Genomic DNA, 26,005 nt, shown 5'->3' with positions numbered 1-26,005 from the left:
CGGGGATCCTGTCGCAGGCGATCAAGCACGTGCTTTGGGATGATCTAATAATCTGGAGGATTTAACGACACCCGCTCCTCAGTGGGCATGTTTTGGAGGTTGCCATGTCAATGGAGACACAAAGCAAGCGACGAATTTTACCGCAGGTCACTGTCGGCATCCTTGCCGTGGCGATCTGTGCGCCGCTTCACGCGCAGCCGCTCACCCTGCAGGTCAATCCGCGCGGCGGCTTGACCGGGGAGATCGAACTCGGCGGCGTCCCGGTCACGATCGCCGCCCTGTTCGAGACGGGACCCCGATACACCGCGGAGAACGGGATCGGCCGGCGGGTCGGGATCGGCAGCAGCATCCCCGACTGGATCGAGATGGGATCCTTCCGCAACCAGTCGATCCCCGGCCTCACGCCAATGGGTCATTACGGCTACTTCATCTCGCCGGATGGAAAGGCCGTCATCGTCGATCTTGGATCACACCGGATCGTGCGCGTCCTGACGCAGTGAAACCCGTGGCCCAGAGGGTGCCGGATGTGGCGTGCCGTCGGACTCGCGGCGAGCCTGGCGCTCGTGATCGGCGCTCCGCCGACCCATGCGGCCCGCTCGACGGGCGCGGCGATCCGGATCGCCTATCAGCGTCCCATTGACGAGGAGACACGCGCGCTCCACCGGGAGCTCAAGGCGCGCCGGGTCCTGGAAGGCCTTCAGGCGATCGTCAAAGCCATGCGTCCGCCGCGCTCGCTGACGCTGCGACTGGCTGCCTGCGGCGAGGCCAACGCCTGGTATGCACCCAGAAGCCGGACGGTCACGGTCTGCTACGAGTACGTCCGGGAGGTGCGGGATCGTGCGTCCAGGAACCACCCCGAGACCGGTGTCACCCAACGCGACGCGATCTTCGGCCCCGTCGCACAGATCTTCCTGCACGAACTCGGCCATGCCCTGTACGATCTCCTCGACGTGCCCGTACTCGGCCGCGAGGAGGACGCGGCCGACCAGTTCGCCGCGCTCGTCCTGCTCGAACTGCCGCCCGCTCAGGCACGGCACGCGATCGACGGCGCGGCCTATCTCCTGCGCACCCAAGCCGCCGAGGAGACGCCCGATCAAGCGGTTCTGGCCGATGATCACAGCCTCGCCGGGCAGCGCCTCTACAACCTGCTCTGCCTCGCCTACGGCGCCGACCGCAGGGCCTTCGGCTATCTCGTCGAAGCGGGTGCCCTGCCTAAGGCACGCGCCGCGAATTGTCGGGCCGAGTACGACCTCGCGGCCTACGCCCTGCAGAAGCTCTTCCGGCCCCATTTGCGCGATGGCCGGATCGGGCGCGCGCGCGTCCGGCGCGCGTTCCGATGGATGTTCTGAAGCGGTGCAGGGATCGGCCAACGCCGCGACCCGCACCCCGTCTGCCGTATGAAATCGTCAGACGAACGATCGGTTCGACCAGGATCGACACGCCCCGACGTCCGGCGCGAACCGCCCTCGATCGCACCCGAGCTTCGCGGATCTTGAGGACAACTGGCCACGCCCTCGAATCCCGGATCCGCAACACGAGACGGCAGCTTGGACCGATCCCTCTAATTCCAATCTTGTATTGATCGAGCAGGTCCGCGGCGCGTGCAGTCGACGATAGGCAGATTGATCCAGCGCAATGTGCGGATCCTGCGACGGCTGTGAATTCTTCGCGCATCGGGAAGGAACGGAGTCCTGCGATGGCCAACCGCCTGGCGCTGGCGCGCGAAGACACTTGCGATCGACTTGAGCCCGATCGGCGGCTGGATGCGGAACGCACCCCCGGCGCCGACGACTTCCATGGCGACGTTGCGAGCGCAGCCTGCGCCGTTATCTCGGAACTCGGTTCAGATCCTGTCGAAATCCTCCGGAACGCGGGCTGCGACCCGCGGGCATCCCGGGACGGCGATACGCCGGTCTCGAATGCCGCGCTCGGCCGGCTGCTTCAGCTGGGTGCGAATCGCACGCGGTGCGGCCATCTCGGCCTGCTCGTGGGACGGCGTATCGCTCTCGCCAAGCTCGGACCAAGCGGCACGCTGGTGCGGAACGCTGGGACCGTCGGCGCCGCCCTGCGTGTTCTGGAGAATCGTCCCTGGGCCTGGACGTGCGGCTCTGCGGTCAGGCTCAGCGTCGAGACCGATCTGGCTCTGCTTCACTACTTTCCCTACGAAGCCGGGGCGACAGCGGTGGGCCTCCAGTCGGAGGGGGCACTCGCCACGATCGTCAATATCGTGCGCGCCCTGTCAGGTGCCCAATGGTCGCCATCGGAAGTCCTGTTGCCGCGTGCGCCACCGCGTCAGACGGATCCCTATCGGCATTTCTTCCGCGCACCCCTCCGTTTTGATCAGGAATGGGCAGCCATCGCGTTTCCATCAAGTATCCTCGAACAACCGATCGCGGGCGCCGACCGAGATTCGCTCGCGACCGCGGAACGTCGCATCCGCCAGATCGGCGAGGCGGCGCCGATCCAGATATCCGACCAGCTGCGGTGCCTTCTCCGCATGGAGTTCATCCAGAGTCCGTGGTCAGGCCAAGCCGTGGCGCGCCATCTGGCGGTCCATCGGCGCACGCTCAGCCGTCGCCTGAGGGCCGAAGGCACGAGCTTCCGGTCGGTGACCACACAGATCCGGTTCGAGACGGCGAAGCAGCTCCTGGCCGAGACCAACATGACCTTGGCGCAAATCTCCGCCTGTCTGGGCTTCTCCGAAGCGGCCGCATTCACGCACGCGTTCCGACGCTGGTCCGGCCTGTCACCGAGCATCTGGAGGCACCGGTGCCGGCCTCTGGAAACGGCAGCCGAAGCGATGCTCCCGAGCCTCTCTCGACCTGCAACGGGTCCCGATCGAGCATATGGTTTCCAGCATTCTCGAGAATAATCGTATCGAATTTAGCGCCAACGATCAGTATTAAAAATTCATTGTAAAATATATCGACAAACTCACTTTGACTTTTGCCAAAAGGACTTAAAGGAGGAAACAATGCCATCGATACGGATTATTTCGCTCGCTACTCTCGTGCTCGGTGTCATGCTGGGCCTGAACGCTCCCGGGCCGGGTGTCCTTGGGATCGCGCCGGCTCAAGCCGCCGGCGGATGCGGCCCTGGCTTACACCGCGGCCCCTACGGAGGCTGCCGACCCAACGTCTACGGGGCGCCCGGCTATTACGGATACCGGGGCAGGGCGATCTACGGTCATCCGGGCGCCGTCCGGTACGGTTATCGGGGCGGTGCGGTCTATCGGGGCGGAGCAGTCTATCGGGGTGGCCGTGCCTACGGTGGCCGGGCGGTCTACGGACGCCGCGTCGGCGGGTACCGCGGCGGATTCCGCCGCTGACCGGTTTTGAACGCCTTTACCGGACGCCGGACCCGGCTTCCTCGCGGTCGGATCCGGCAGCGTGCGCTAATAAGCGTGATAGACGGCCCGGTCGGACCGAGCCGGTCGCGCGGTGGCGGGGATCCCGACGGCGACCACTGGCGCAGTTGGGTCGAACGGCAAAAGGGCGGCGCCCGCGGCAACGAAGCCCGCCAGCGCCCGGAGATCGTCCGGTTGCCGCGGATCGCGCGATATGCGGCCGGTTTCCCAAGAGAGCCGAGCATTGCACGCCAGGGATGGCAATCGGCCCAAGGGGGAACAGGCGTCGTGGCGGGCGCAGGCGGCATCCAGCGCATCGATGGGCGGCAAGGGGCCGTTGTTGCCGAAGCCGCAGTAATTGCCGTGGAACAGGGCGGCCGGCTGCTGCAGGCCGTACGGTTGTGCCAGCGCGGGCGCGCCTGAACAGATCACCAGGAGCGGGGCGACAGAACGGAAGGTCATGGTGTTCGACCAATCCTGTTTTCAGACCCTGTGCCGGAGCGGACGATCGGTTCAGGCCGGATGAGGGAGCCGGGGCCTGACGGCCTCGGCCATGTTCAGCGGGCTCAGTACGGACGGCAGACGCCCGCATAGGCATCGTAATAGGCGTAGGGACCGCAGCGGCCGTAGGTGGCGCCGTAGCCCGCGGCCGCGGCTCCGACGGCAGCCGCCCCCAGACCGTAGCCGTAGGGACGGGCGCCGTAACCGTAGCGGCCGTAGCCGTAACCGTAGCGCCCGACCCTGCCGTAGCGGCCGACGGCGCCGTAGCGCCCGACCCCGCCGTAACGTCCGACGGCGCCGTAGCGGCCGCGATACCCCACCGCCCCGCGATAGCCGCCGACCCTGCCGGCCCTTACGCCATGGAAGCCGCCGGCACGGACTCCGCCGCCGCGGAAGCCGCCCCCGCCGTGGAAGCCACGCGCCTCGACGGTCAGACCGCTCAGGACGAGGGCGGCACCGGCCAAGGACGCAATCCGTAGAATCCTCATGGGATGATCTCCGCTCTGCAGAAGGACCTGCCGAGATGGGCTGAGTGCGGCATCAAGCCTTCAGCCCCTCGGATACGCACCGACCGAACAGTAAGGCCGAGCCGGCGACGCCGCTTGATCCGCGGGGACGCGCCCGGCTCGCGGAGCGTGCCCCTTCCCTGCTGCGCTTGAGCCGCCGGGCATGGCGGATGCCCGGCCCGGCCGGTGTCTCGCCCGATCAAGCAGGCACTCGGCGCGGACGCATAATGCCCCACGCTTCAGCGCGGTGAGCGAACGGCTCGTCCCGGCGACCGGCAGGATGCTGCTTTCGGTCGCGCCAAGGGCGCGCGAAGCGAAGTCGGCATTCGAGAGATGCCTCGATCGACAGCCAAGAAAGGTGAGGAGGTTGCCATGCCGGTTAAGACGCCGAAGGAGCTTTTCGTGCGCATGCTGAGCGATGCGCGGCACCATGCGGAACGCGCGACGAAGATCTACGAGGAATTGGGACAGGTCGCGCAGGATCCGGCGATCCAGGAGGCGCTCCAGTCGCGCGCCTTCATCCAGGACAAGACGATCAAGTCGCTCGACCGCTGCTTTCAGCTGATCGGCGAGAAACCGATCACCGCGAACGGCCGGCTCCAAGAAGTCTTCCTTGAAGATTTCCGGCGCGAGCTGGCCGAGATCCAGGCGCCCGCCGCCAAGGCCCTGTTCATCCTGATCAAGGCCAATCACCTGATGCATCTGCGCATCGCCGAGTACGTGGCCCTTGTCGCCATGGCCGACGTGAGCGGGCATTTCGGGGTCGGGGTCCTGCTGGAAAGCTGCCTGGCGGACAAGCTCGCGTTCACGGAGCGGACCCGCCGCCTGATCCGCCGCACGATCGAGAGCAAGCACGCGGTCAAGCTGGCGGCGTGACTACAGCCGGGACGGCGCCGGATCGCTCAAGCGATCCGGACCTGCGCCGGACGGTGCGCGGACCGGACCCACGGAGGTTGCGCCATGCCCCCTGCCACGTCCCGGGAGGCTGCCGGTACCGGCCCGCAAGGTCTTCCGCGCGCCGACGCGCGCGAAGGAGCCGGATCCCTGTGGCAGAGAGCAACCGCCGAAGCCAAGCGCTACCTTGCCTTTGCCACCTATCTGATCGTGGTCTTCGGCACCCTGATCCTGTTCAGCATCAACATCTACGCCCGGATCGATCAGGATATCCCGCACTATCCCGGCTACCATTTCTACGCGCTCGGGCTGATCAATGCCCTGGTCTTGGCCAAGTTCATGCTGATCGCCGAGGCGACGAAGCTCGGATCCCTGAGCCTCGGCCGGCGGCTCGTACGCAGGCCCCTGGTCTACGTGGTTCTGTACCGCGCGCTCCTGTTCACGGTCGTCCTCGTAGCCGCCTACGGGCTGGAGGAGGTTCTGGTGGGGGCGTGGCACGGACGGGCACCGAGCGCCGTGCTCCCGGAGATGGCCGGCGGCCCGCGGGGTGTTCTCACCTTCGCCTGGGTGATGTTCGTGGTGCTGCTCCCGTACTTCGCATTCCAAGAGATCGACCGCGTGCTGGGCGCCGGACGCCTGCGCGACCTGCTGCTGCGTGTGCCGGCGACCGAGTGAGGCCCCTCGGAGGCGCTCCGGCCGGGCGCGCCGTCACCGCGCGACGACCAGCGTCGGCCCGGACGGAACCGCCGTCTCCGGCTCAAGACTCGCGCGGCGGTGATCGAGGGCGTGACGCGCATGCGCCAGGGCCGTGGAAAAAGCCGACAGGCAATCGGTGCCGACGAGCCCGGACGAACAGCTCAGCATCGCCGCGACGATCGCCCGGTACTCGTCCTCCAGCGCGGCGAGCCCGGCGCGGTCGACCCCTGCCGCCGCGTCGGCGATCTCGACCAGGCGCCGGACCGGACGCCACCCCGCCTCCGACCGGCGCCTGTTCCAGCCCGCCGAGGCGGCGGCGAGGAGCGATCCGGCGAGGCTGACCACGAGGCCGCCGAGATAGAAATACTGCTGGACCTGATCGAAGAAGGTCTGGTCTCCATTGCTCAGGTAAGCGGCCACGCCCGGGTGGACAGGCAGAATCGGGCTCTTGTCGTCCGGATCGGGTGCCTCGATCTGCGCGGCCAGCGGCGTGATCGCGATGAGCTTCGTCTTGGTCGTCAGGATCGAGCGGGCGATCGCCGCCGCGACCACGTTGGGCATCAGTTCCGAAGCGGCGAAGCGGAAGGTGACCGCCAGCGTCGTGACGGTCTCGCTCGGCGTCGCGGGACGCGCCCGGAACGCGCCCATGGGCACGTCGATCGATTCGAAGCCCGGGAACCGCTTGCCGATCGCCTCCGCCTCGTCGAGGGCGAGGACTCTCGGAGTCCCTCTGGTGGCGCGCGCGATCGCGCCGACGACGTCCACGACCTCGCCGGGCGCCATGGGACCAACCGCCAGAACGGCCGCCAGCTTCTTCTCTCGGACGGATTGGGCCAGCGCGTCGACCGGCAGAACCGTCCTGCCGACATCTTTGGCCGGGATGTTGAAATAGCTCAGCACCGTGTCGAGGAGGCGCGCGTTGGCGGTTTGCAGGGGCCCGGCCACGATGCCGACGGTCTTGCCCGCCAAGCCGGCGACCGATGTCACGGCGCTGTGCGGCGGCAGGATGAAGGCGACGACGTCCCGGCGCAGGATCACGATGGTCTGGGCGTTGGCGGGCACCGCGGCGTCGCTGCGGACGATGGCCAGGTCGGTCCTGCGTTCCTCGAGCGCCCTGGCGCTGCCGGTGAGGTCATCGACCCGGACGAGATCCAGGTTGACGCGGGGATGCTGCGCCTTGGAGACGGCCGCGAATGCCGTGATGAAACGCTCGGCCGTGCTGCCGGGCGGTCCGATCGTGACGCGCAGGTTGGCGTGCGGCGACCAGACATGCGCGAGCGCGAAGCCGGCCGCGGCCACGAGCAGGACACCCGCGGCCAGGAGGGCGCGGCTCCACCGCCGGTTCCGAGGTGCACGACGTGCAGGACTTCGCGACCACATCCGGTCGTGACCGGCGGATACGGGCTCGGCGTCCTGCATGGCGATCTCGCGCCCGGGTCCGGTCAGCAATCGTCGCAGGCGCTGCCGCGTGCCGGCGATGGCCGCTCGATGTGGCGCTGCCGCCTGTCCGGTGCCCCGGTTCCACCACGCGGCGGCGTATCGCTCACGTCGAGCGGCGGCGTGGTGATGGCCTCGCGTTCGAGCCGGTTGAGGTCCGCATCGCTGGGGATGGTGACGGTGCCCTGTGCGGGGCGGTCACGCGCCTCCACGCCGACAGACCCGCCCCGTGACCCGGCGGGGAAGGACAGTATCAGGGCGGCGATGAAGACCCGACAGCGTGTCATGACGGCCTCCGGGGCAGCCGCGGGACGGATGGATGGCGGCCAACCTAGCCGGCGACGCCGCGCGCCGCTTGACCGAACGAGACAGGAGGGGCCGCTCGAGCGGTACGACTAGGCTCATGCCGCTCGGCCCTGCACACGCCCCGGCCGTAGCGACCGGGGCGGACCGCATCGGCCGGGCGAAAGACGCGCGGGCCGCTTCCTGGAACGCCGCCCTCGTGCGTGAGCCGCTCAAACAGTGCCTGCTCGCCGGTGCGGTCGCGTTCAGCTTCCATGCCCAGCTGCACATCGGCGCGTGATCTTCGCCGACGGACGCTCAGCCGATCATCGGCTTGCCCCCGCGGCACCGGAGGTCGCGATCGCTGCTTCGCCGGGCCGGATCGGCATCGCCGGCCCGTATCCGGGCCGCACCCGTCAGCGGGGCCGCGCCGACCGTCGCCGGTGCGGCGGACGAAGCGCCGACGAGGACGGCACGCCGGTTCATAGATTCGATCATCGAACTCATGGCTCGTGTCCTTCTCGTCCCCTGGCGATCCTCACCGCGCGCCCATGCCGATCCGATACGGTGCGGCGACCGGTGCGATCTGGGGCTTTCCGAACAGGCCGACCCAGAGCCATGACAGGCCCGCGGCCAGCAGGTCGCACGAAACGAACAGCCCGATCGCCCAGAGACCGGAATACGGCCATTGCGCGATGATGGCCCCGCCCAGGAGCACCGACAGCAGAGCGAACAGGATCACCGCGGCGCGGGAGGCCTGTACCTCGTGCGCGATCGCCCAGATCGCACGGGCGAGGCCCGAGGCGATCAGGATCGCGCCGAGAACGAGCGTGAGCGCGAGCGAGGCTTCGAGCGGCCGGAAGACCGCGTAGAGCCCGCCCAGCAGGTAGAGCAAGCCCGCCAGGAACCGGACGGCGCGCGAGCCCCAGGCCTCGGCCTCTCTCGGTTTGACCAGGGCCTCGACGATCTCGACGATCCCGGCCGTGAGCAGGAGCGCCCCGTACCAGAGCGTGCTGGCGATCGTGAGCGTGATCACCATGAACAGGCCGGCAATTCCGAGAACGAGCAGCAGGGTGCCGATCCCGACGAACCACCATCGGCCGCGCCCCGACTCATCGGTCGTGCCATCAAAGGTCGCGATGCTGGCCATGCGAGACCTCCATCATGTTTGACGAATGTTGGTCAAAGACGAACACACAACTGACTCGCTTATTCAGCGCGAAGGACTGCCCAACGGATTGATGTGAATCAAAACAGCCACTGGCGCCGGGCGACGCCGAAGTTCTGAGGCCTGGCCTGGTTCGATCCCCAGATCGCACGGCTGTGCCTTGACCTATCTCAACCCGGCCGCGTCAGAGCGCGATTACAGTCGCCGGACCGCCCCGAGGCTGAGGGCGCCGCGCCGGCTGCCGAGGGCCGTCCATACCCGGCACGTGACGCTCCCGACACGCCGATACCGCGGCGTGCCGACCTTCGAGAACGGTCCCGCGCGCGAACGCCCGTCGACGCTGGCGGAAGTCGCGGAATGTTCGGCCGGTCCCACCGCTGGAGGTTTCCATGGACATCCGCAAGTGCGCTGCCGAGGCCATCGGCACCTTCTGGCTCGCCTTCGCCGGCTGCGGCAGCGCCGTGATCGCAGCAGCTTTTCCACAGGTCGGCATCGGCCTCCTGGGCGTGGCGCTGGCCTTCGGACTGACGGTCGTCACCATGGCCTACGCGGTCGGCCACATCTCGGGATGCCATCTCAATCCGGCAGTCACCTGCGGCCTCGCGGCAGGGGGCCGGTTTCCGATCCACGACATCGTGCCGTACGTGCTCGCCCAGGTCGTGGGCGGCGTCGTCGGCGCGATCCTGCTCTACGCCATCGCGAGCGGCGCGCCCGATTTCGATCTCGCGAAGGGCTTCGCCGCCAACGGCTACGGCGATCACTCCCCGGGGCATTACTCCCTGATCGCCTGCTTCCTATCGGAGGCGGTGCTCACGATGATGTTTCTGTTCGTCATCATGGGCGCGACCCACGGCAAGGCGCCCGTCGGCTTCGCGCCGCTGGCCATCGGGCTCTGCCTCACCCTCGTCCACCTCGTCGGCATCCCGGTCACGAACCTGTCGGTCAATCCGGCGCGCAGCACCGGGCCCGCCCTGTTCGTGGGCGGCTGGGCCGTCGCCCAGCTCTGGCTGTTCTGGGTTGCCCCGCTCGTCGGCGGCGTGCTCGGAGGCGTCCTCTATCGCTGGCTGAGCGAGCAGCCGTCGGTTCAAGTCACCGGCATGGCGCCGCCGACGCCAGCGGAATGAGCCGCATGGGTCGCGCAGCCGGCCTCGACCGATCCACCTGTCCTGCTCCGGGCGACGACATGGTCTTCGTCCCGGGCAGTACCTCCCGCACGGGCTCGGACCGCTACGACCCGGAAGCGGCGCCCGCACACCGCGTAACCGACGACGGTTTCTGGATCGACCGAGCGCCCGTCACCAACGCCCGGTTCCGTGTCCTCGTCCGCGCCACAGGCCACGTGACGGTCGCGGAGCGAAACCCAGGGGGCTTTCCGGGTACCGTGCATGATCCGCCGGCCGGGCGGTGTCGCGCCAGGTCTCGCGAAATTTTTTCCTGCCAGCGGCGGCGAACTTCAGCATCGAGCAACTCCCCGAAACGACGAGGCAGGCCATGGACGTTCCGAGCCGGTGACACGCTCTCGGAGCCACCGGGATAGTCCACGGTCAGAGAGACTCGGCTTTCGAGAGCCACGCGAAGCGCTGCTTCGACCCTTCCGTTCGGGTCGCCGAGCCTGCTCGGCTCTCATCGAGATCTCTGCGCGGGCGCCACGGGGCCGTTCAGAGGCGGCTGGTCGCTTGGCGTGACCTCGATCCAGCGCCAGGGGGGCATCCCCTGCGGCGGTTGCTCAAAGCGGGTAGTCCTCTCGAACGGGTCGACGCCAACCCCCAGCCGTGATCAGTCAGCCCGAAGGTGGACCGCGCCGTTGCTCGTCAAAACCGCCTCCCTGCAACGCTCGCGGACGACGGGCCCGATCACGTCGTAAGCGTGGGTCTGGAAGCTGACGCGGCCCCCATCGACGCTGACGACCGCGGCAGGTGTGACTCAGGCCGCCAGTAACGGCGTCCATGCGCCCGCCGCATCGATCTGCTTGGCGCAGACCAGGGCTCCGTCGGCGGACCGTCGCACCTCGACGACGTGCGACATCCCGGGAGACAGCCTGACATCCACGCCGAGGTCGAAGCCGTGGCTGCCATCGCCCATCCCGGCGGCGGCGAGGTCGGCCCGAAGCTCGTTTGCCACGGTGAACGCGACGATTGCCCCGTCGACCACGAGATCCAGGCACACCGGGACATTGGGTCGGGTCACATCCTGCGCCCAACCGCCCACGTGCAGCACGTCGTCGGCTCCGATCACGCACCGGTCCAACCATGCCCGTACGGGGCCGAGGTCGCTGGCCTCCTGCACGGCGGTGGCGCGACGGGCGAGCCGTCCGCGTAGAGCCGCGAGTTCAGGACCGAGCCCTGCCCGCATGGCATAAGCCTTGGGCGCCGAGCCCGCATCCGAGGTCTGCACCGCGTCGAAGCCCGCTCGCACGCCCGGGGATGCTAGGAAGCTCTCGGCCGGCATGTTCTCGGCCAGAAGGAGGTCGTGGCTGTCCAACTCGATGTGCCAGTAGGTCAGGTCCGCCATCGCCTCGCCGCGCGTGATACTCGTGCCGTTGACCAGGTGCCCGGCGGCCGCGAGCAGACCGTCGACGAACAGCGCGTGATCGGGCGAGACCAGCAGATCGCGACAGGGCACGCCATCGGCAATGGCGTTCGCCCGGACACGCACGGGTCGGTCAGCGGCCGGCGCAGAAAGCCCCCCATAGTGCCTCGAGCCGATCCAACGGATGGGACGAAACTCGCCGGCTTGCGTGACGACCATGTCTCCGACTGCCATGCGCTCTACGGCGAACGGTCCGCCATGCGTCGAGATCGATGTCCCCGCGACAAAGCAAGGAACTCTGCCAACAGGATCGATCCCGGCAGCGTCCGACGCCGCTCTTGTTTCCTTGACCGTAAGTTCTCGATTGAAGGTCTGGGAGACCGTGAAAATGTCGTTGGATCTCGGCAAAAAAGCGATGCCGATCGTGTTCGGGTCGTTCTGGCTCAGCGGGGACGTGGAGAACTCCGCCCGGAATTCCGTCGATGGCGGATAGAAATTGGCACTCTCGGGTGCGCGGAAAGCCAAAACGCCCCCCGGCATGAGCTTGGTCCGGTCTATAATTTCGTCGCCCCGACTTATCTGTATGTAGATATCGACGGGAGAATCATTAAAGAATCTTGTGTCATCCATAGCGCGCCCCGCAGAATAATTTGTTACAATCCCGTCGTCGATTGAATTTGGCCAGAGATCTGGAAGGCGACATATATGGGTTTGTTTGTGAACTAAGTCTACACAATAAGAAATCGCAGCTTTAACGAAGATCAGTAAAGTGTCCGGCTGTGATATAATTGACAGCCGGCGCGCCGTATCGGGTGGGTAGCCAGCGAGCAGGCCGAGAGGAAGGTTCTGCCGCCGGGCCCTCGCGAGCCGTTTGCGACCGGCCCTTCGATTTCAGCTCGGCCCATGGGTGCGAGGCCGATGCTGGTTCGATCGTCGCTGCGCCGTTGAACCAAGAGCGGAACTCAAAGCATCGATCGTCCTTCGGCTGCACGCCTGCCACCCAGATCGGCCTGTCCGTGCTGGTCGGCCTCTCGGCCAAGAACGCCATCCTGATCGTGGATATTCGCCCGCGAGCTGGAATTCGCCGGCCGGAGCCCGATTCAGGCGGCCATCGAGGCGAGCCGGCTGCGGCTGCGGCCGATCCTGATGACCTCGATGGCCTTCATCATGGGCGTGCTGCCGCTAATCACCGCCACCGGGGCCGGCTCGGAGATGCGCAGGGCCATGGGTGTCGCGGTCTTCTCCGGCATGATCGGCGTGACTGCCTTCGGCCTGTTCCTCACCCCGGTTTTCTACGTGCTGCTGCGCCGCCTTTCGGGCAACCGGCCGCTGAAGCAACATGGCGGCGCGTCGATCGGCTCTGAAACCACCATCGCGCAACCTGCTGCTGTCGCTGTCGCGCATAGTCATTGAAGGCTGCAGCACGGTGCGTGCGGAGCGCCGCGATGCAGACGCGCCCTACGTCCCCGCGATCGGGATGGGCTGATGCGGAGGCGTCCTGAACGTCACCGTCGAACCGGCCGGATCAGAGGTGGGCGCCCGTAACCGCGTCGACGCACTGCCCGACGATGCGCAACCGGTCGCCGCTGCGGCGTGCATCGCCCTCAAGCACGTCGCCGACGCCGAGCCTCGCGCCGACGCGGCGCACGTCAATCGCCAAGCCTTCGTCTGTGAACGCGGAGTCGCGCGCGATCACGAACAGGCCGGTCAGGCGCGCGAGCGCCGTGACGATCTCCTTGCACAGGCGATCCGCGAAGGCTTTCACTTCCGGCCGCCAAGATGTTCCCCGGGCGGGCTCAGCACCGCATGATTTCCATTGGCATCGGTCACAACCTTCCGCAGGAGGCCCCCGCAGGCCTTCGCAGGCCATGGTGGTTGTCGATGCCCTTTCACTGACGCCTCCGCAGGCGTCGCGGTTTTCTCCTGTCATGCGCCGCCCCACGCCTTCCCGTCGCGGCCGCCTGGGCGGCGGGGGAGACGGGAAATCGGTCGCGCCGATCTTCGGCATCACCAGTCCCGATGGTTGTCGCGACCGGTCGCGGGGGCTTCTGCCGTATCGGCAACGGTGTAGCGGTAGACGAAGCGCAGCACCGAACCTGCTTCGCCTGCCATGAGGCGCGCGTCGGGAGCCGGGATATGTCTTCACGCGGGACACACCCTGAGGTGCGGACGAAGCCCTAGGGCTCACGGCCTCATGAAGCGGCGCGGATGATCGCAGCATCCGTCGATGGTCGCCCACGGCGTTTGTCCGCAATGGCTCGATGATGCCCAACGGGGCTCCGCGTCCGATCAGGCCGGAGCCCTGGCTCAAGAGTGGCTGGCAGCCGCGGATCTCGGCCCGTGGCCCGATTATCGATAAAATGCGGGAAACAGGGGCCTGCATCGGTGAGTCCAGCCCGCGAGTCCGCATTTTTATTGACAACCTTCAACCGGTCGCGGACCATCCGGCACAACAACGACACGGGAGGAAGGTGTGATGCGCAGAGCGGGCACCGGGATCGCGGCCCTGTTCGGCCTGAACCTCATGGCGGCCGGGTCTGTCGCGGCGGCGGAGCCCGTTCAGATCACGATGTGGTCGAACTGGCCCGACGAGCCGGCCAAGAAGGAGTGGGTGAGCGCACGCGTCCGAGACTTCGAGGCCGCGAACAAGCAGTGCGCGGTCAAGCTGAGCTTCATCCCGAAGGCCGACATCTACACGCAGGCCAAATCCGCCGTCCGCACCGGCCAGGCACCCGACGTTTTCTATCTGGAGCCCGACCAGCCCGAATTCCTGGCGGGCGGCTTCCTCGAACCGCTCGACAACTATGTCGATCTGGCAAAATTCGAGGACTGGGCCAAGCCGGCCTGGACTTCGAAAGGCAAGATCTACGGCCTGCCAGTCGAGGCTTACACGGTCGAGTTGTACTACAACAAGGATCTGGTCAAGAAAGTCGGGGTCGAGGTCCCGCCCTCGTTCCAGCTCACGCAGTCCGACTTCGCGGACTTGGTCAGGAAGGGTGCCGCCGCCGGCATTACGCCTATATCACAGGGCGTCGGCGACCGGCCATTCCCCGGCGGGTTGCTGCTCTTCGAGTCCCTCCTGCGTAAGCTCGGCACGGAGGATTACGGCAAGCTCCTGAATGGGACGCTGCCTTTCAAGGACCCGCGTGTCCTCGAAGTGATGACCTGGTTCAAGGGACTGGTAGATGCCGGCGCCTATCCGAAGAGCTTCGCGACGCTGAAGCTCGGCGAGTCCCACTACTATTTCTACCAGAAGCCGGGAGCTTTGACATTCCCGGATCCGAGCTGGTTCACGGGCCGCGCCTTCGCGTCGCCCGAGAGCGGGGGCATGCCGGCTGACTTCCCGCTCGGGATCATGCAATTCCCGGCCATGGACCAGGGCCAGTGCCCCACCTGCAAGACGCTGGCGGTGGCCGGCAGTTTCGTGATGTACGCGCGCGGGAAGAACAAGGCCTGTGCGGGCGCGCTGCTCGACTCTATGGCCACGGCCGGCAACGGCGACAAGTGGGTCGAGCAGGTCTCCCTGCAGACCGGCCTCAGATCCGATCCGACGAAGATCAGATCAAGTCATGCGGAGTATTTCGCCGAGCTGAATGCCCGCAACAAGGACGCCACGTACTTCTTCGGCACGCCGCTCATGTACTATCGCTCCAAGTGTGCCGAGACCTACACGCAGGTCATGAACAACGCCTTCCCGGCCGGCCTGATCGGCGTGAACGAGGCCGCTGACAAGATGGATGCGGCCTGCCGCAAGGGGAGCTGACGCGGTGGCGGGCAGTGTGGCCGGCACGTCGGCCCTCGCGGCGAAGACGGGGTTGCCGGAGAGCGTGCCGGCCTCCGGTCGCGTGTCGGATCCGCGGCGGGCCTCCTGGCCGGTCCTGCTGGTCTTCCTCGCCCCCGCGCTCGTCGTCTATCTCGGCCTGACGGCTTATCCGGCCTTCCGGACGATCTACGACAGCCTGTTCACGATCGAGGGGGCGGAGCGCAGCTTTGTCGGGCTCGCCAACTACCGCGACCTCCTCAGCGACGAGACCTTCTGGATCGCGGTCCGCAATACCTTCGTGTGGGCCTTCGTCGCCCCGATCCTGGACGTGGCGACGGGGCTCCTCCTGGCGCTCGCCCTCTATGCCGGGGTCCCCTTCGCGCGGTTCCTCCGGGTCGCGTGGTTCACGCCCGTCCTGCTCTCCTACGTTGTCGTCGCGATCCTCTGGATGTGGATCTACAACTACGACTGGGGGGTGGTGAACGAGGGCCTCCGGGCCGTCGGGCTCGGCGCCCTGGCCCGCTCCTGGCTCGGCGACCCGAACACGGCGCTGGCATCCCTGATCGTGACGCATGCCTGGAAGTGGGCCGGGTTCAACATGGTGGTCTGCCTCGCGGCGATCCACGCCCTGCCGTCCGAGGTGCTGGAGGCGGCCGAACTCGACAATTGCGGCTGGGCCGCGAAGCTGCGCCACGTCATCGTGCCGATGCTGCGGCCCACGCTGCTCAACCTCTACGTCCTCGCCTTCATCGGCAAGATGAAGGTCTTCGACCTCGTCTGGATCATGACCGGCGGGGGACCGCTCTGGGCGACCGAGACGGTCTCGACCTACGTCTACAAGCGCGCCTTCAACTGGAACACGTTCGATCTCGGCTACCCGTCGGCGATCGCGACGGTCTGGTTCGGCGTGGTCTGCGCCGCCGTCATCGTCCTCAACCGGATCTTCAAGTCCCGCGAACGGCTGGAGTACTGACGTGAGCGCCGACGCGACGCTGCCCCCGGCCGCCGGGCGCGGCGGCTTCCTGGCGAGCCGGGCCGCCCTCGCGGTCGCCATCGCCGCCTACACCGCCTACACGCTGGGGCCGTTCCTGTGGCTGGCCACCATGTCGGTCCGAACCACGGGCGAGATCTCGGCCGACCATTACGCCTGGCCCCGCCCGTTCCACTGGGAGCAGTTCCGGATCGCCTGGGTCGATTCCGACTTCGCCACGTATTTCTGGAACTCGACCGTGGTCGTGGTCGCCGCGGTCGCGGTGGTGACGCTGGTCGGCGCCGCAGCCGCCCACGCGCTGGCCCGCTACCGCTTCCGCGGCAACCGGCTTCTCTACGGCATCCTGTTCTCGTCGATCATCTTCCCGCCGCAGATCACCCTGATCTCGCTCTATCAGATCCTGGTCGATTACGGGCTCTACAACAGCCTCCTCGGGCTGACCCTCGTCTACGTCTCGCTCCAGCTGCCGCTGACGGTGTACCTGCTGGAGGGATTCTTCGCCCGGATCCCGCAGGACCTCTTCGACGCCGCCAAGATGGACGGCTACGGCGACATCGAGATCTTCCGCCGCATCGTCCTGCCGATCGGCATGCCGGCGATCGCCACAACCCTGATCCTGAACTTCATCCAGCTCTGGAACGAGTTCCTGTTCGCGGTGGTGCTGATCACCGATCCGGACAAGCGCACCCTGCCGATCGGCATCCGGGCCTTCATGGGCGACCACTTCCAGGACATCGGCATGATCGCGGCCGGGGTCATGATCTCGGTCGTGCCGGTGATCGTCGCCTACGTCTTCTTCTCCGAGAAGCTGATCCGCGGCATGACCGCGGGCGCCGTCAAGTAAGGGGCCGGCATGGCCGTCGTTCAGCTCTCGAAGATCTGCAAGCGCTACGGCTCCGGCGGGCCTGTCGTGGTCGACAACGTCGACGTCACGATCGGGGACGGCGAGTTCATGGTGCTGCTCGGCCCGTCCGGCTGCGGCAAGTCCACGACCCTGCGCATGATCGCGGGCCTCGAGACCATCTCGTCCGGCACGCTCTCGATCAACGGCCGGACGATGAACGACGTGCCCGCCAAGGACCGCGACATCGCGATGGTGTTCCAGTCCTACGCCCTCTACCCGCACATGACGGTCGCCGAGAATCTCGCCTTCGGCCTGAAGCGCCGCAGCACGGCACCCGCCGAGATCAAGCGGCGGGTCGGCGAGACCGCGGCGATGCTGGGGCTCGTGCCCTACCTCGACCGCAAGCCCCAGGCCCTGTCGGGCGGGCAGCGCCAGCGCGTTGCCCTGGGGCGCGCGATGGTGCGCGAGCCGATGGTGTTCCTGTTCGACGAGCCGCTGTCGAACCTCGACGCGGCGCTGCGCGTCAACACGCGCAACGAGCTGATCAAGCAGCATCACCGGCTCGCCTCCACGATGATCTACGTGACCCACGACCAGGTCGAGGCGATGACCATGGGGACGCGGATCTGCGTCATGAACGGCGGGCGCGTCGCCCAGGTCGGCAGGCCGCTCGACGTCTACTGGAACCCGGCCGACACCTTCGTGGCCCGCTTCCTCGGTTCGCCGCCCATGAACCTGTTCACCGTGCCGCTGCCCGCCGGGGACCGGATCCGCACGCCCGCGATCGACACCGCGCTCACGCGCTGGACGCCGGCCGCGCTGGCTCCGCTCGCCGGCCAGGAGGTCGTCCTCGGCGTCCGGGCGGAGGACCTGCACCTCGCGGCCGCCGCCACCGGGAGCGCGGAGGCGGGCCGCATCCGCGGACGGGTCTTCGCCGTCGAACCGCTCGGCGCGGAGACGCTCCTCGCCGTGGAGACGGAGGGCGGAGCCGAATGCACGGCGCGCCTGCTGCGGGACACGCGGGCCGACGTGGGCGCGGTCGTCGACCTGTTCTTCCGGCCCGACGCCGCCTTCCTGTTCGACGCGCGGACCACCGCGGCCATTCCCGCGCAGGTCAGGCCCGCCGGCACCGTGCCGGCGGGCGGGCCGGTGTCTGCCGGAGCGATGCCGTGAGCGCCGTCCGGCGGATCGGCCTGATCGGGGCCGGATGGGTCGCGCAGCATCATCTGGCGGGCTGGGCTACCCTGAGGGGGCGCGCCGAGGTCGTCGCGATCGCCGACCCGTCGGCCGAGCGGCGCATGGATCGAGCCCAGGCGTTCGACATCCCGAACACCTACGCGGACGCGGGCGCGATGCTCGACGCGGGCGGGCTCGACGCGATCGATGTCGCGGCGCCCCGGGCGGTGCATGCCGAGCTCGTCCGACTGGCGGCCGAGCGGGGTTTGCCGATCCTGTGCCAGAAGCCCCTGGCCCCGACCCTCGCGGAGGCGCGGGCGCTGGTCGCCGCGGTGGAGGGCCGGGCGCGCCTGATGGTGCACGAGAACTGGCGGTTCCGCGCCTACTACCGGGAGGCCGCGGCGTGGCTGCGCGCGGGCTGCATCGGGCAGCCCTTCGCGGCGCGGCTGGAGCTCGTGACGAGCGGTACCCTTCCGGATGAGGCGGGCCTGTTTCCCGCCCTGGAGCGTCAGCCGTTCATGCGCGACGAAGCCCGGATGCTCGTCGCCGAGGTCCTGATCCACCACCTCGACACGCTGCGCCTTCTGCTCGGGCCGCTGCGGGTCGTCGCCTGCGCGACCAGCCGCACTTGTCCGGACCTCGCCGGCGAGGACACGGCGCTGATCCAGCTTGCCGGCCCCGATGGGGTCGCCGTGCAGGTGTTCGCGACCTTCGCGGCTCATGGCGCTCCGCCCGCGTCCCCCGATCGCCTCGAGATCCTGGGCCGGGACGGCGCGATCCGCCTTCAGGGAGCCGAACTGTCGATGACGGGGCGGGAACCGCGGACGCGGACCTTCGACCTCGCCGCCGCCTACACCGACTCCTATGCGGCCGCGATCGCCCACTTCATCGATCGCCTGGACGACGGCGCGCCGTTCGAGACGGCACCGGCCGACAATCTCGAGACTCTGCGGCTCGTGGAGGATTGCTACCGGCTCGCGGGCCGGGCGGAGGCGCGATGACCGGCGATGGGACAGGAGATCCCGTACCGCTTCTCCGGCGCGAGGGCATCGGCGTCATCCTGGCGCGTCTGGAGGAGGACATCATCTTCGGTCGGCTGGCCCCCGGCGCCCGCCTGACCGAGGACGCCCTGATGGCCCGCTTCGGGACGTCTCGCCACTTCATCCGACAGGCTCTGGTCGAGATGGAGCGTCGGGGCGTCGTACGGCGGGAGCGGAACATCGGCGCGACGGTCCGTTCCTACTCCGCCGCGGAGGTGCGGCAGATCTACGAGGTCCGGGAGATGCTGACGCGGCAGGCGATGCTGATGATCGCGCTGCCGGCCGAGCCCGCGCTGATCGCCCAGCTGGAAGCGCTCCAGCACGCCTACCGCGACACGGTGGAGAAGCGTGACCTGCGCGGCATTCATGAGGCGAACGACGCCTTCCACGTCGCCCTGTTCGAGGCGTGCGGGAACCCGTACCTCGTGCGGACGCTCATCGACTACATGGGCCTGACCCTGGCGATGCGCGCCAAGAACCTGGCGGATGCCGAGGGTCTTCGCGTCTCCATCGATCATCATCGGACCATGATCGACCTTCTTGGCGGGCGCGACCGCTGGGCGCTCGCGCAGCTCTGCGTCGAACACATGCAGGCGAGCAAGGTCGATTACCTTGCGCGCATCGCTGACGACGCGTGCGGGCGCGCTCGGTCATCGACGCCCCCGTCGCGTGGGGCGTCCTCGACTGCGCCCGCCCGGAAGCAGTCATCGATGGTGACCCAAACCTCATGATCCGGTTTTGAGCCGTTCTCCTCCGGCTTCGAATCACCGTTCCATACTCGGTCGCACCTTGCTGAACCGCTTCAGCAGTCGCTCGCGCTTCAGGCGGGACAGGCGGTCGATCCAGAAGATGCCGTCGAGCTGATCGATCTCGTGCTGGACGACCGCAGCCAGAAATCCGTCCGCCTCAGCCTCGTGGACGGATCCGTCGAGGTCGCTGTAGCCGAACCTCACGGCGGCGGGGCGCGTGATCCGTTCACGCATGCCCGGCATGCTGACGCTGCCCTCTTCGTGCGTGGCCGTATCGGCGGACGTCCAGAGGAGCATCGGGTTGACGTAACAGCGCGGGCGCTCCTCAGGGGACATCCGGATCACCACGACACGGGTCGGAACGCCGATATGCGGGGCCGTAAGACCGATGGCGCTCGCGGCACGGAGCGTATCCGACACATCTTCGACGAGCGCCTTCAGGCCTGCCCCGAACGTCTCAACGGGATCGGCGGGGCGAGACAGACCGGGATCGGGATAGAGAACGAGGGGGCGGGCCGGCATGGTCGGTCAGTCCAACGGCGGTGAGGCGGGATTCCGCCACTCTTATCGCAGTCCGAGGCCGAAGCGATGCCACGCTTCCTGCTTCTCCGGTCAGTTGAGCAGAGAGCTCGCACGAAGCCGCGCAACGGCGAGGTCGACGAAGGTCCTGACCTTCGCGGGTGCCCGCCGTCCCTCCGGATACACCACGTGAATGGGCAGCGGCGGCTCCTCGAAGTCGGCGAGCACGATGCGCAGGCGGTCGTCGAGCAGATCGGAACCGATCTGGTAATGCAGGACCCGTGTGAGGCCCCAGCCGGCGCGCGCGGCCGCGATGCCGGCCTCGTTGGTGTTGCTCTGCAGGGCAGGGCGGATGGCGACGCGCTCGTCATCCGCGAAGCGCCACTCCGACGCCGCGAAGGCGCCGGTCGAGACCGCGATGCGGTGATCCTTCAGGTCCGCCGGCCGTTTGGGAGTTCCGAGCCGATCGAGATAGGCGGGCGCGCCGCAGATGACGCGCCGCACGGCGCCGACCCGTACGGCGGTGAAGCCGGAATCCAAGAGATGGCCGATGCGGACGGCGACATCGATGCCTTCCTCCACGATGTTGACCTGACGATCGACGAAGAGCGTCCGCGCTGTCATGGTCGGGTAGGCGTCCAGATAGTCGATCACGATCGGCAGCACGTGGATGCGGCCGAACAGAAGTGGCGCCGTTACGGAGAGCGTTCCGGACGGCGTCGTGTAGGAACCGGCGGCCGCGGCCTCGGCCTCGGCGATATCGGTGAGGATACGCCGGCAATCCTCGTAATAGCGCCCGCCCGCCTCGGTGAGCTTCACGGACCGCGTGGTCCGAACGAACAGCCGTGCGCCGATGGTCTCCTCAAGCGCCGCCACCGCGCGCGTCACGGCCGGCGGACTCATGTGCATCAGGCGCGCAGCCTCGGCGAAACTCGCCGTCTCGGCCACCTTCGCGAAGATCCGCATGGCCTGCCAGCGGTCCATGATCGCGCTCCTGTCGGCGTCTGCGGTTCGAAGATGACGCCGTCATGTCTCTGTCGGGCTGCGGGTCAAAGGGCTAGCTCACTTCGCTCCCCGACATGCCGGACGTCAGAGGTCGAGATGGACAAGTCCTGAGCCCTTGGCCGGAACGGCGCTGCAGATCAGCACGTCGTCCGGTCCGACCGGCGCCGTGGGCTCTCGCACGTAGGCAACCGCCCCGGCCGAAAGCTTCGTCCTGCACGTCCCGCAGCTGCCGGTCCGGCAGCTGAATTCCGGGCTGAGGCCGCGGGCCTCGGCGAGTTCCAGCAGCGTTCCGGCGTCCGATGTCCAGCGCGCCTCCTTCGATGACTTCAGAAACGCGACCGGAATCGGCTCCTCCGACGCGGGAGGTCGCTTCGGTGCCGTCTTGGCAGCTTCCACCCGGCGCACGAGGGAGGCGGGGCCGAACGCCTCCGCGTGAATCCGGTCCTCCGCGATGTTGAGCCCGCGCAGGCCCTCGTAGAGCGCCTGCGAGAAGGTCGGCGGCCCGCAGAGATAGAAGTCGTAATCGCCGAAGGGCAGAATGCGCGCGAGCAGCGCCATGTCGACGTGTCCGGCGGCGTCGTAGTCGACGCCCTCTACGGCATCGCCCGGTCGACTCAGCACGCGCACGATCCGGACGGCGCCGCCGGCGGCCGCCGCACGTTCAGCCAATTCATCTCGGAAGGCCATGTCCTTCCCGGTGCGGGCGGCCTGGATCAGGATTGTCGGCCTGACGCGCCGGGTCCGGAGGCCCTCGTAGACGATGTGGCGCAGCATCGCGAGCAGCGGTGTGATGCCGACTCCTCCAGCGAGCAGGACGGCCGGACGCGCCGTTCGCGCGTCGATGGTGAAGGCACCGGCCGGCGCCCGCGCTTCGATCACGTCGCCGACCCGGACCCCGTCGTGCAGATGGCCGGACACCACGCCGTCGCGCCTGATGCTGATCCGGTACACGGCGTCGGACGGCGCGACCGACAGGGTGTAGGTCCGGATGACCGGCGCATCGGACCCCGGCAGCGTGACGCGGATCGGCAGATGCTGCCCGGCGCGGTGCGGGATAAGACCGGAACCATCCGCCGGCTGGAGGTAGAGGGATCGAATGGATCGGCTCTCATCCACGATCCTGGTCACCCGGAGCGGACGCCATTGCGTGGCAAGGTCGGCGGCGCGCACGCGTTCGGCTGCCTGCTGCCAGTCGCCGGTCATCAGGGCGTTGGGCGACCAGCCATCCGCCCGGAAAGTCCAGCGCACCGGCAGCGCGTCCCGCCGCCGCACCACCCGGCGGGGCTTGAACGTCCAGAGTCGCTCGGCCCCCTGGAAGGCAGCGATCTCAGGCGAGGACAGGATGACCTGCGCGTCACCCGTCATTTGAAGCAGGTCGCCTGTGCCGAAATCGGCGAAGACCAGACCCGCTCGGCCGTTCGACAGGATGTTGCCCAGCGTGGCGAAGAAGAGGTTGCCGGCGAAATCCGGGACCGTGAGCGTCCCGTCGGCGGCGACGCGCACGAAGCCGGTCTTTCCGCCCCGATGGGAGACGTCGACTTGGCGCCGATCGTCGCGCTCGGCGTAGGAGGCGACGAAGAACGTGTCGGCGGCCTCGATCATGGCTCGTGCCGTCCCGTCGAGGCCGACGCTCTCTTCGACGGATCCCGCACAGGGCAAATGCGGCTCGCGGACGAAGGCGAAATCGCGCAGCTGGATGTATTGCGGACAGTTGCCGAAGCTCTGATCGACCGCGACGTGGAGGTTGCCGCCGTCCGACGCGCGGATGAGGCCGTTGACGCGGTTGCGGCGGCGCGTGTGCAGCTCGATGCCCAGAAGCCCGAGCGCATCGCCGTCGGCCATCCCCGCGCGCGCCGGGTCACCTGGATCGGGCTGGACTGCGATATCCAGTTCCCTGGAGGTCGGCGCGCGGATGAAGCCCGGCGTGCCGGCGATCAGCGTCGCCCAGGGATCGCCCTGAGGATCGACGCTGCCGGCCACGATGAAGGAGATCTGCTCATAGAATGCCCGATGCTGGTCGGGCATGTAATCCCGAACCACGCGCCGGCCGACCTCTGCCATCCGCGCGGACACGCCGACCTGCTCCTGGATGGCCGTCTCGCCCGGGTGCCACGTCGGGAGCTTCGACAGCGTCAGACCCTCGCTCATGATGCTCTCCCATCCTGCTTGGTCGGGCCGGCCGTTCGGCAGACCCGGACTCGCTCGGTCACGCGGCTGCCGTGAGCCCGGCGGGCGTCTGCGCGAAGGGCACGAAGCCCGGCAGACCTTCGATCCGACGAAGGAAGGCTTTCACGTTGGGGTAGGGCGAGAGGTCGACGTTGCCCTCGGGCGCCCGCGCCAGGTAGCTGTAGAGCGCGACGTCCGCGACGGTGGGCCGCTCGGCCACCAGCCAGTGACGGCCGGCGAGATGGCTCTCCAGGCGGCCCAGCAGCGTATGCGCCCGGCCGATCACCTCCGCGGGCCGGAAATCGGCGTCGAAGACCGTAACGAGTCGCGCGGCAGCCGGACCGTAGGCCAGTTCGCCGGCCGCGACGGAGAGCCAGCGCTGCACGGCCGCCGCGTCGGCCGCATCCTCCGGCAGCCAATCGGTTCTGCCGAGCTTGCGGGCGACGTAGACGAGGATCGCGTTCGAGTCGGAAACGACAGTGCCGTCGTCGTCGAGCACCGGAACTTGGCCGAACGGATTGAGCGCCAGGAATTCCGGACGCTTATGAGCGCCGGCCTTCAGATCGACCTCGATCGCGTCGTGCGGCACGCCAAGCAGCGACAGGAACAGCCGGGCCCGGTGGGCGTGGCCCGACAGCGGATGGTGATAGAGTTTCATGATCGTGCTCCCTGACGCGCCGGCCGGGATCCGTCCCGAACCGCCGTCATAGAGTGACCTTGCCGGACAAGCGGCGGAATGCTCCTTCTAGACAGTTCATTGTTGTCGACAGCGGAATAATCGTCGGCGCTGGACCGCGCCGTTGCAGGCCGATCACCCTTTCGATGGGGCCATGAGTGGTCAGCTCTGCGTGTCCGCCGCACGACCCGGCATTTCGGAGCCGCGCCGCACGGGTGATCATGCGACTGGAGGTAAGTGCGCCTAAGTAATTGCAGTCCTGGCGTGTGGCGCGCGATCAATTAGGACGCGAGCGAAGTTCGCTCTCGCAGGAGGCGATCACGCGCGTCCGAACGGGGGTTCCATGATGTCGAAGTCTCCGCCCCCGATCGAGTTGGACGCTGATCGGCCGGAGGACGAATTTCCGGGCAGCGAAACCGCGCCGGCCCGCTCATCGGCAAGGCGTCTCGTGAGCCGCATCGCGAAGGTGCTGCAAGTCCCGGAGGCCGCGCTCTACGACTTGCCGAACGCGCGCCCGTCGGTTCGGTCGTCGGCGCCTGATGCGTCAGAGAGCGCCGAACGCGAGAACGAAGGCATCGCCTTGCTCGAGGCCTTTCGACGTATCGGCGACCCTGAGACGCGTCAGCGCATTTTGCGCCTCGCAGAGGCGGCAGCCGATCAGGCCTAGACCAAACGTCAGGGCGACCGCGCGCACATTACTGTCGAGCGGAACTTTGGAGGCAGGGTCGCCTAATAACGACGACGTTTCGACTTGAAATTGCCTTCACGGCATGCTGCTCGCTTAAGGATCGAGGTGCTCAAACCGAAGATTTTCTTGCGCAGTTGTCTTTGAAATTCCGACGCACCTAAACCCGGGCGTGATGATTCATATACTCGACATCTCTATCCCGATCGATTACCCGACCACTTGGAAACATCGGTTGGACAGCACCAATACCTGCTCGCAGCGATGCCGCTGAGTGGGAGACCCCCGTCCCGCGTCGGCCTGCCGGTCAGCCACGTCTGCAACGATTCAGCCCTGAGCGTACGCGTGCGACGGATCTTCGCCGCGCCCGGACGCGGCCCGGACATACCGTTCCTTTACCCGAATGGTGCACATGCGCCCGGAGCCTCATTCTGGTTGGAAATCACCAACTCCGCAGCCGGCCTGCCGATGGGCTGACAGATTTGGGAGAGGCCCGGCGTCGGTCGTGCCTGCGGTGAGCCTACGAAATGGCGGATCGGAGACCGACAGGCACGGACGGATTGTGGGTAGAGGATACTTAAGCTACCTTGCTGGCGCATCTTAGGATTGTTGTGTGGTGCACAGCACAATCGCATGTTATTGAGCGTGGCCTTTCTCGACCGCGAGACGAGCCTTCTTGCAGGAAGCCTCACCCGACATGACGACGACTAATAGCCCGAAGCTCACCACCGAGGCCGACCGCACGATCGGCGGCCTGGTCGCCGCGCTGCGCAAGGCTCAGGGTCTCAGCCAGTCCGCGCTGGGTCAGGCGCTGGGCGTCAGCTTCCAGCAGGTCCAGAAGTACGAGAAAGGCCGCAACCGGATCGGGGTCGGCCGGCTGCAGGCGATCGCCGACGTGCTCCACGTGCCGGTGGAGACGTTCTTCGTCGGGCAGGCGGGGTCGGACTCCGAGGAGACGGGGACGCGGACGTTCTTCGAGGACCCGCAGGTCATGGAACTCGTCATGGCGTTCACCAGCATCGCCGACGAGAC

General features: G+C 67.6%; 28 protein-coding genes and 1 pseudogene. 18 read left to right on the top strand and 11 right to left on the bottom strand.

Annotated features, from left to right (window positions below; genetic code table 11):
* Nucleotides 1-104 precede the first annotated feature (104 nt).
* From ACLBX9_RS14330 to ACLBX9_RS14315, 4 genes are all read left to right on the top strand, one after another.
* Nucleotides 105-500: a hypothetical protein gene (locus tag ACLBX9_RS14330; protein ID WP_447719395.1), complete on the top strand. Its 396-nt coding sequence runs from the start codon at nt 105-107 to the stop codon at nt 498-500.
* A 24-nt stretch (nt 501-524) separates the two neighbouring features.
* A complete protein-coding gene (locus ACLBX9_RS14325; RefSeq protein WP_447719394.1) occupies nt 525-1,349 on the top strand; it encodes a DUF4344 domain-containing metallopeptidase in 825 nt (274 codons plus the stop codon).
* A gap of 347 nt (nt 1,350-1,696) precedes the next feature.
* Entirely contained in the window at nt 1,697-2,872 is a 1,176-nt protein-coding gene (locus ACLBX9_RS14320; protein ID WP_447719393.1) for an AraC family transcriptional regulator ligand-binding domain-containing protein, read from the top strand.
* A 102-nt stretch (nt 2,873-2,974) separates the two neighbouring features.
* Nucleotides 2,975-3,328: a GCG_CRPN prefix-to-repeats domain-containing protein gene (locus ACLBX9_RS14315; protein WP_447719392.1), complete on the top strand. Its 354-nt coding sequence runs from the start codon at nt 2,975-2,977 to the stop codon at nt 3,326-3,328.
* A gap of 66 nt (nt 3,329-3,394) precedes the next feature.
* Here the strand turns inward: ACLBX9_RS14315 and ACLBX9_RS14310 are convergent, their stop codons facing one another.
* A complete protein-coding gene (locus ACLBX9_RS14310; RefSeq protein ID WP_447719391.1) occupies nt 3,395-3,808 on the bottom strand; it encodes a hypothetical protein in 414 nt (137 codons plus the stop codon).
* A 104-nt stretch (nt 3,809-3,912) separates the two neighbouring features.
* Complete coding sequence (locus ACLBX9_RS14305) at nt 3,913-4,335, bottom strand: hypothetical protein (RefSeq protein ID WP_447719390.1); 423 nt, start codon at nt 4,333-4,335, stop codon at nt 3,913-3,915.
* A 390-nt stretch (nt 4,336-4,725) separates the two neighbouring features.
* On the opposite strand from ACLBX9_RS14305, the gene ACLBX9_RS14300 reads away from it, so the two are divergent.
* Nucleotides 4,726-5,229: a DUF892 family protein gene (locus ACLBX9_RS14300; RefSeq protein WP_010683043.1), complete on the top strand. Its 504-nt coding sequence runs from the start codon at nt 4,726-4,728 to the stop codon at nt 5,227-5,229.
* Between the two features lie 84 nt (nt 5,230-5,313).
* Nucleotides 5,314-5,922, top strand: a complete 609-nt coding sequence (locus ACLBX9_RS14295) for a hypothetical protein (RefSeq protein ID WP_447719389.1) — start codon at nt 5,314-5,316, stop codon at nt 5,920-5,922.
* Between the two features lie 33 nt (nt 5,923-5,955).
* Here the strand turns inward: ACLBX9_RS14295 and ACLBX9_RS14290 are convergent, their stop codons facing one another.
* Nucleotides 5,956-7,242, bottom strand: coding sequence for a TAXI family TRAP transporter solute-binding subunit (locus ACLBX9_RS14290; protein WP_447719388.1), 1,287 nt, complete (start codon nt 7,240-7,242; stop codon nt 5,956-5,958).
* Nucleotides 7,243-7,385: 143 nt separating this feature from the next.
* A complete protein-coding gene (locus tag ACLBX9_RS14285) occupies nt 7,386-7,667 on the bottom strand; it encodes a hypothetical protein (protein WP_447719387.1) in 282 nt (93 codons plus the stop codon).
* Between the two features lie 116 nt (nt 7,668-7,783).
* On the opposite strand from ACLBX9_RS14285, the gene ACLBX9_RS14280 reads away from it, so the two are divergent.
* The gene (locus ACLBX9_RS14280) at nt 7,784-7,963 is read left to right on the top strand and encodes a hypothetical protein (RefSeq protein WP_447719386.1); all 180 of its coding nucleotides are present in this window, start codon (nt 7,784-7,786) and stop codon (nt 7,961-7,963) included.
* 237 nt (nt 7,964-8,200) lie between these two features.
* Here the strand turns inward: ACLBX9_RS14280 and ACLBX9_RS14275 are convergent, their stop codons facing one another.
* On the bottom strand, nt 8,201-8,812 hold the full coding sequence (locus ACLBX9_RS14275; RefSeq protein ID WP_447719385.1) for an HdeD family acid-resistance protein: 612 nt from the start codon (nt 8,810-8,812) through the stop codon (nt 8,201-8,203).
* Between the two features lie 407 nt (nt 8,813-9,219).
* Between ACLBX9_RS14275 and aqpZ the strand changes: the two genes are divergently transcribed.
* Nucleotides 9,220-9,954, top strand: coding sequence for an aquaporin Z (gene aqpZ, locus ACLBX9_RS14270; protein WP_447719384.1), 735 nt, complete (start codon nt 9,220-9,222; stop codon nt 9,952-9,954).
* On the top strand, nt 9,951-10,367 hold the full coding sequence (locus ACLBX9_RS14265) for an SUMF1/EgtB/PvdO family nonheme iron enzyme (protein ID WP_447719383.1): 417 nt from the start codon (nt 9,951-9,953) through the stop codon (nt 10,365-10,367). The genes aqpZ and ACLBX9_RS14265 overlap by 4 nt, the downstream gene beginning before the upstream one ends.
* Nucleotides 10,368-10,753: 386 nt before the next feature.
* Here the strand turns inward: ACLBX9_RS14265 and ACLBX9_RS14260 are convergent, their stop codons facing one another.
* Nucleotides 10,754-11,899, bottom strand: coding sequence for a Hint domain-containing protein (locus ACLBX9_RS14260; protein WP_447719382.1), 1,146 nt, complete (start codon nt 11,897-11,899; stop codon nt 10,754-10,756).
* Nucleotides 11,900-12,360: 461 nt separating this feature from the next.
* On the opposite strand from ACLBX9_RS14260, the pseudogene ACLBX9_RS14255 reads away from it, so the two are divergent.
* Nucleotides 12,361-12,772 (top strand): annotated as a pseudogene (locus ACLBX9_RS14255) (efflux RND transporter permease subunit); the annotation flags it as partial.
* Between the two features lie 112 nt (nt 12,773-12,884).
* Here the strand turns inward: ACLBX9_RS14255 and ACLBX9_RS14250 are convergent.
* Entirely contained in the window at nt 12,885-13,124 is a 240-nt protein-coding gene (locus ACLBX9_RS14250; RefSeq protein WP_447719381.1) for a hypothetical protein, read from the bottom strand.
* A gap of 711 nt (nt 13,125-13,835) precedes the next feature.
* On the opposite strand from ACLBX9_RS14250, the gene ACLBX9_RS14245 reads away from it, so the two are divergent.
* From ACLBX9_RS14245 to ACLBX9_RS14220, 6 genes are read left to right on the top strand one after another with little or no spacing between them, the layout of a single operon-like run.
* Nucleotides 13,836-15,122 (top strand): ABC transporter substrate-binding protein, encoded by a 1,287-nt coding sequence (locus ACLBX9_RS14245; RefSeq protein ID WP_447719380.1) that lies wholly within the window; start codon nt 13,836-13,838, stop codon nt 15,120-15,122.
* A gap of 4 nt (nt 15,123-15,126) precedes the next feature.
* Nucleotides 15,127-16,095 (top strand): carbohydrate ABC transporter permease, encoded by a 969-nt coding sequence (locus ACLBX9_RS14240; RefSeq protein WP_447719379.1) that lies wholly within the window; start codon nt 15,127-15,129, stop codon nt 16,093-16,095.
* Between the two features lies 1 nt (nt 16,096).
* Nucleotides 16,097-16,957, top strand: a complete 861-nt coding sequence (locus tag ACLBX9_RS14235; RefSeq protein WP_447719378.1) for a carbohydrate ABC transporter permease — start codon at nt 16,097-16,099, stop codon at nt 16,955-16,957.
* A 9-nt stretch (nt 16,958-16,966) separates the two neighbouring features.
* A complete protein-coding gene (locus ACLBX9_RS14230; protein WP_447719377.1) occupies nt 16,967-18,130 on the top strand; it encodes an ABC transporter ATP-binding protein in 1,164 nt (387 codons plus the stop codon).
* Complete coding sequence (locus tag ACLBX9_RS14225; RefSeq protein WP_447719376.1) at nt 18,127-19,134, top strand: Gfo/Idh/MocA family protein; 1,008 nt, start codon at nt 18,127-18,129, stop codon at nt 19,132-19,134. The genes ACLBX9_RS14230 and ACLBX9_RS14225 overlap by 4 nt, the downstream gene beginning before the upstream one ends.
* On the top strand, nt 19,131-19,904 hold the full coding sequence (locus ACLBX9_RS14220) for a GntR family transcriptional regulator (RefSeq protein WP_010683060.1): 774 nt from the start codon (nt 19,131-19,133) through the stop codon (nt 19,902-19,904). The genes ACLBX9_RS14225 and ACLBX9_RS14220 overlap by 4 nt, the downstream gene beginning before the upstream one ends.
* A 33-nt stretch (nt 19,905-19,937) precedes the next feature.
* On the opposite strand, the gene ACLBX9_RS14215 is transcribed toward ACLBX9_RS14220, so the two are convergent.
* The 4 genes from ACLBX9_RS14215 to ACLBX9_RS14200 all read right to left on the bottom strand — a co-directional run bounded on the left by ACLBX9_RS14215 (nt 19,938) and on the right by ACLBX9_RS14200 (nt 24,270).
* On the bottom strand, nt 19,938-20,444 hold the full coding sequence (locus ACLBX9_RS14215) for a peptide deformylase (RefSeq protein ID WP_447719375.1): 507 nt from the start codon (nt 20,442-20,444) through the stop codon (nt 19,938-19,940).
* A 90-nt stretch (nt 20,445-20,534) separates the two neighbouring features.
* A complete protein-coding gene (locus tag ACLBX9_RS14210; RefSeq protein ID WP_447719374.1) occupies nt 20,535-21,425 on the bottom strand; it encodes a LysR family transcriptional regulator in 891 nt (296 codons plus the stop codon).
* A gap of 105 nt (nt 21,426-21,530) precedes the next feature.
* The gene (locus ACLBX9_RS14205; protein ID WP_447719373.1) at nt 21,531-23,594 is read right to left on the bottom strand and encodes a 2Fe-2S iron-sulfur cluster-binding protein; all 2,064 of its coding nucleotides are present in this window, start codon (nt 23,592-23,594) and stop codon (nt 21,531-21,533) included.
* 58 nt (nt 23,595-23,652) lie between these two features.
* The gene (locus tag ACLBX9_RS14200) at nt 23,653-24,270 is read right to left on the bottom strand and encodes a glutathione S-transferase family protein (protein WP_010683064.1); all 618 of its coding nucleotides are present in this window, start codon (nt 24,268-24,270) and stop codon (nt 23,653-23,655) included.
* 361 nt (nt 24,271-24,631) lie between these two features.
* On the opposite strand from ACLBX9_RS14200, the gene ACLBX9_RS14195 reads away from it, so the two are divergent.
* Together ACLBX9_RS14195 and ACLBX9_RS14190 are read left to right on the top strand one after the other, a co-directional pair.
* Nucleotides 24,632-24,955: a hypothetical protein gene (locus ACLBX9_RS14195; RefSeq protein ID WP_447719372.1), complete on the top strand. Its 324-nt coding sequence runs from the start codon at nt 24,632-24,634 to the stop codon at nt 24,953-24,955.
* A 715-nt stretch (nt 24,956-25,670) separates the two neighbouring features.
* On the top strand, nt 25,671-26,005 hold a 335-nt coding region (locus ACLBX9_RS14190; RefSeq protein WP_447719371.1), incomplete at its 3' end, for a helix-turn-helix domain-containing protein.

The sequence above is a fragment of the Methylobacterium sp. A49B genome (genome assembly GCF_053346215.1).
This window is presented reverse-complemented; position numbering and strand designations above follow the sequence as displayed.

Bases quoted from the DNA above. Each gene is read 5' to 3' on its own strand.
- ACLBX9_RS14330 (WP_447719395.1), top strand. From the start codon at position 105: ATGTCAATGGAGACACAAAGCAAGCGACGAATTTTACCGCAGGTCACT.
- ACLBX9_RS14325 (WP_447719394.1), top strand. From the start codon at position 525: ATGTGGCGTGCCGTCGGACTCGCGGCGAGCCTGGCGCTCGTGATCGGC.
- ACLBX9_RS14320 (WP_447719393.1), top strand. From the start codon at position 1,697: ATGGCCAACCGCCTGGCGCTGGCGCGCGAAGACACTTGCGATCGACTT.
- ACLBX9_RS14315 (WP_447719392.1), top strand. From the start codon at position 2,975: ATGCCATCGATACGGATTATTTCGCTCGCTACTCTCGTGCTCGGTGTC.
- ACLBX9_RS14310 (WP_447719391.1), bottom strand. From the start codon at position 3,808: ATGACCTTCCGTTCTGTCGCCCCGCTCCTGGTGATCTGTTCAGGCGCG.
- ACLBX9_RS14305 (WP_447719390.1), bottom strand. From the start codon at position 4,335: ATGAGGATTCTACGGATTGCGTCCTTGGCCGGTGCCGCCCTCGTCCTG.
- ACLBX9_RS14300 (WP_010683043.1), top strand. From the start codon at position 4,726: ATGCCGGTTAAGACGCCGAAGGAGCTTTTCGTGCGCATGCTGAGCGAT.
- ACLBX9_RS14295 (WP_447719389.1), top strand. From the start codon at position 5,314: ATGCCCCCTGCCACGTCCCGGGAGGCTGCCGGTACCGGCCCGCAAGGT.
- ACLBX9_RS14285 (WP_447719387.1), bottom strand. From the start codon at position 7,667: ATGACACGCTGTCGGGTCTTCATCGCCGCCCTGATACTGTCCTTCCCC.
- ACLBX9_RS14280 (WP_447719386.1), top strand. From the start codon at position 7,784: ATGCCGCTCGGCCCTGCACACGCCCCGGCCGTAGCGACCGGGGCGGAC.
- ACLBX9_RS14275 (WP_447719385.1), bottom strand. From the start codon at position 8,812: ATGGCCAGCATCGCGACCTTTGATGGCACGACCGATGAGTCGGGGCGC.
- aqpZ (WP_447719384.1), top strand. From the start codon at position 9,220: ATGGACATCCGCAAGTGCGCTGCCGAGGCCATCGGCACCTTCTGGCTC.
- ACLBX9_RS14265 (WP_447719383.1), top strand. From the start codon at position 9,951: ATGAGCCGCATGGGTCGCGCAGCCGGCCTCGACCGATCCACCTGTCCT.
- ACLBX9_RS14260 (WP_447719382.1), bottom strand. From the start codon at position 11,899: ATGCCGGGGGGCGTTTTGGCTTTCCGCGCACCCGAGAGTGCCAATTTC.
- ACLBX9_RS14245 (WP_447719380.1), top strand. From the start codon at position 13,836: ATGCGCAGAGCGGGCACCGGGATCGCGGCCCTGTTCGGCCTGAACCTC.
- ACLBX9_RS14230 (WP_447719377.1), top strand. From the start codon at position 16,967: ATGGCCGTCGTTCAGCTCTCGAAGATCTGCAAGCGCTACGGCTCCGGC.
- ACLBX9_RS14220 (WP_010683060.1), top strand. From the start codon at position 19,131: ATGACCGGCGATGGGACAGGAGATCCCGTACCGCTTCTCCGGCGCGAG.
- ACLBX9_RS14215 (WP_447719375.1), bottom strand. From the start codon at position 20,444: ATGCCGGCCCGCCCCCTCGTTCTCTATCCCGATCCCGGTCTGTCTCGC.
- ACLBX9_RS14210 (WP_447719374.1), bottom strand. From the start codon at position 21,425: ATGGACCGCTGGCAGGCCATGCGGATCTTCGCGAAGGTGGCCGAGACG.
- ACLBX9_RS14205 (WP_447719373.1), bottom strand. From the start codon at position 23,594: ATGAGCGAGGGTCTGACGCTGTCGAAGCTCCCGACGTGGCACCCGGGC.
- ACLBX9_RS14200 (WP_010683064.1), bottom strand. From the start codon at position 24,270: ATGAAACTCTATCACCATCCGCTGTCGGGCCACGCCCACCGGGCCCGG.
- ACLBX9_RS14195 (WP_447719372.1), top strand. From the start codon at position 24,632: ATGATGTCGAAGTCTCCGCCCCCGATCGAGTTGGACGCTGATCGGCCG.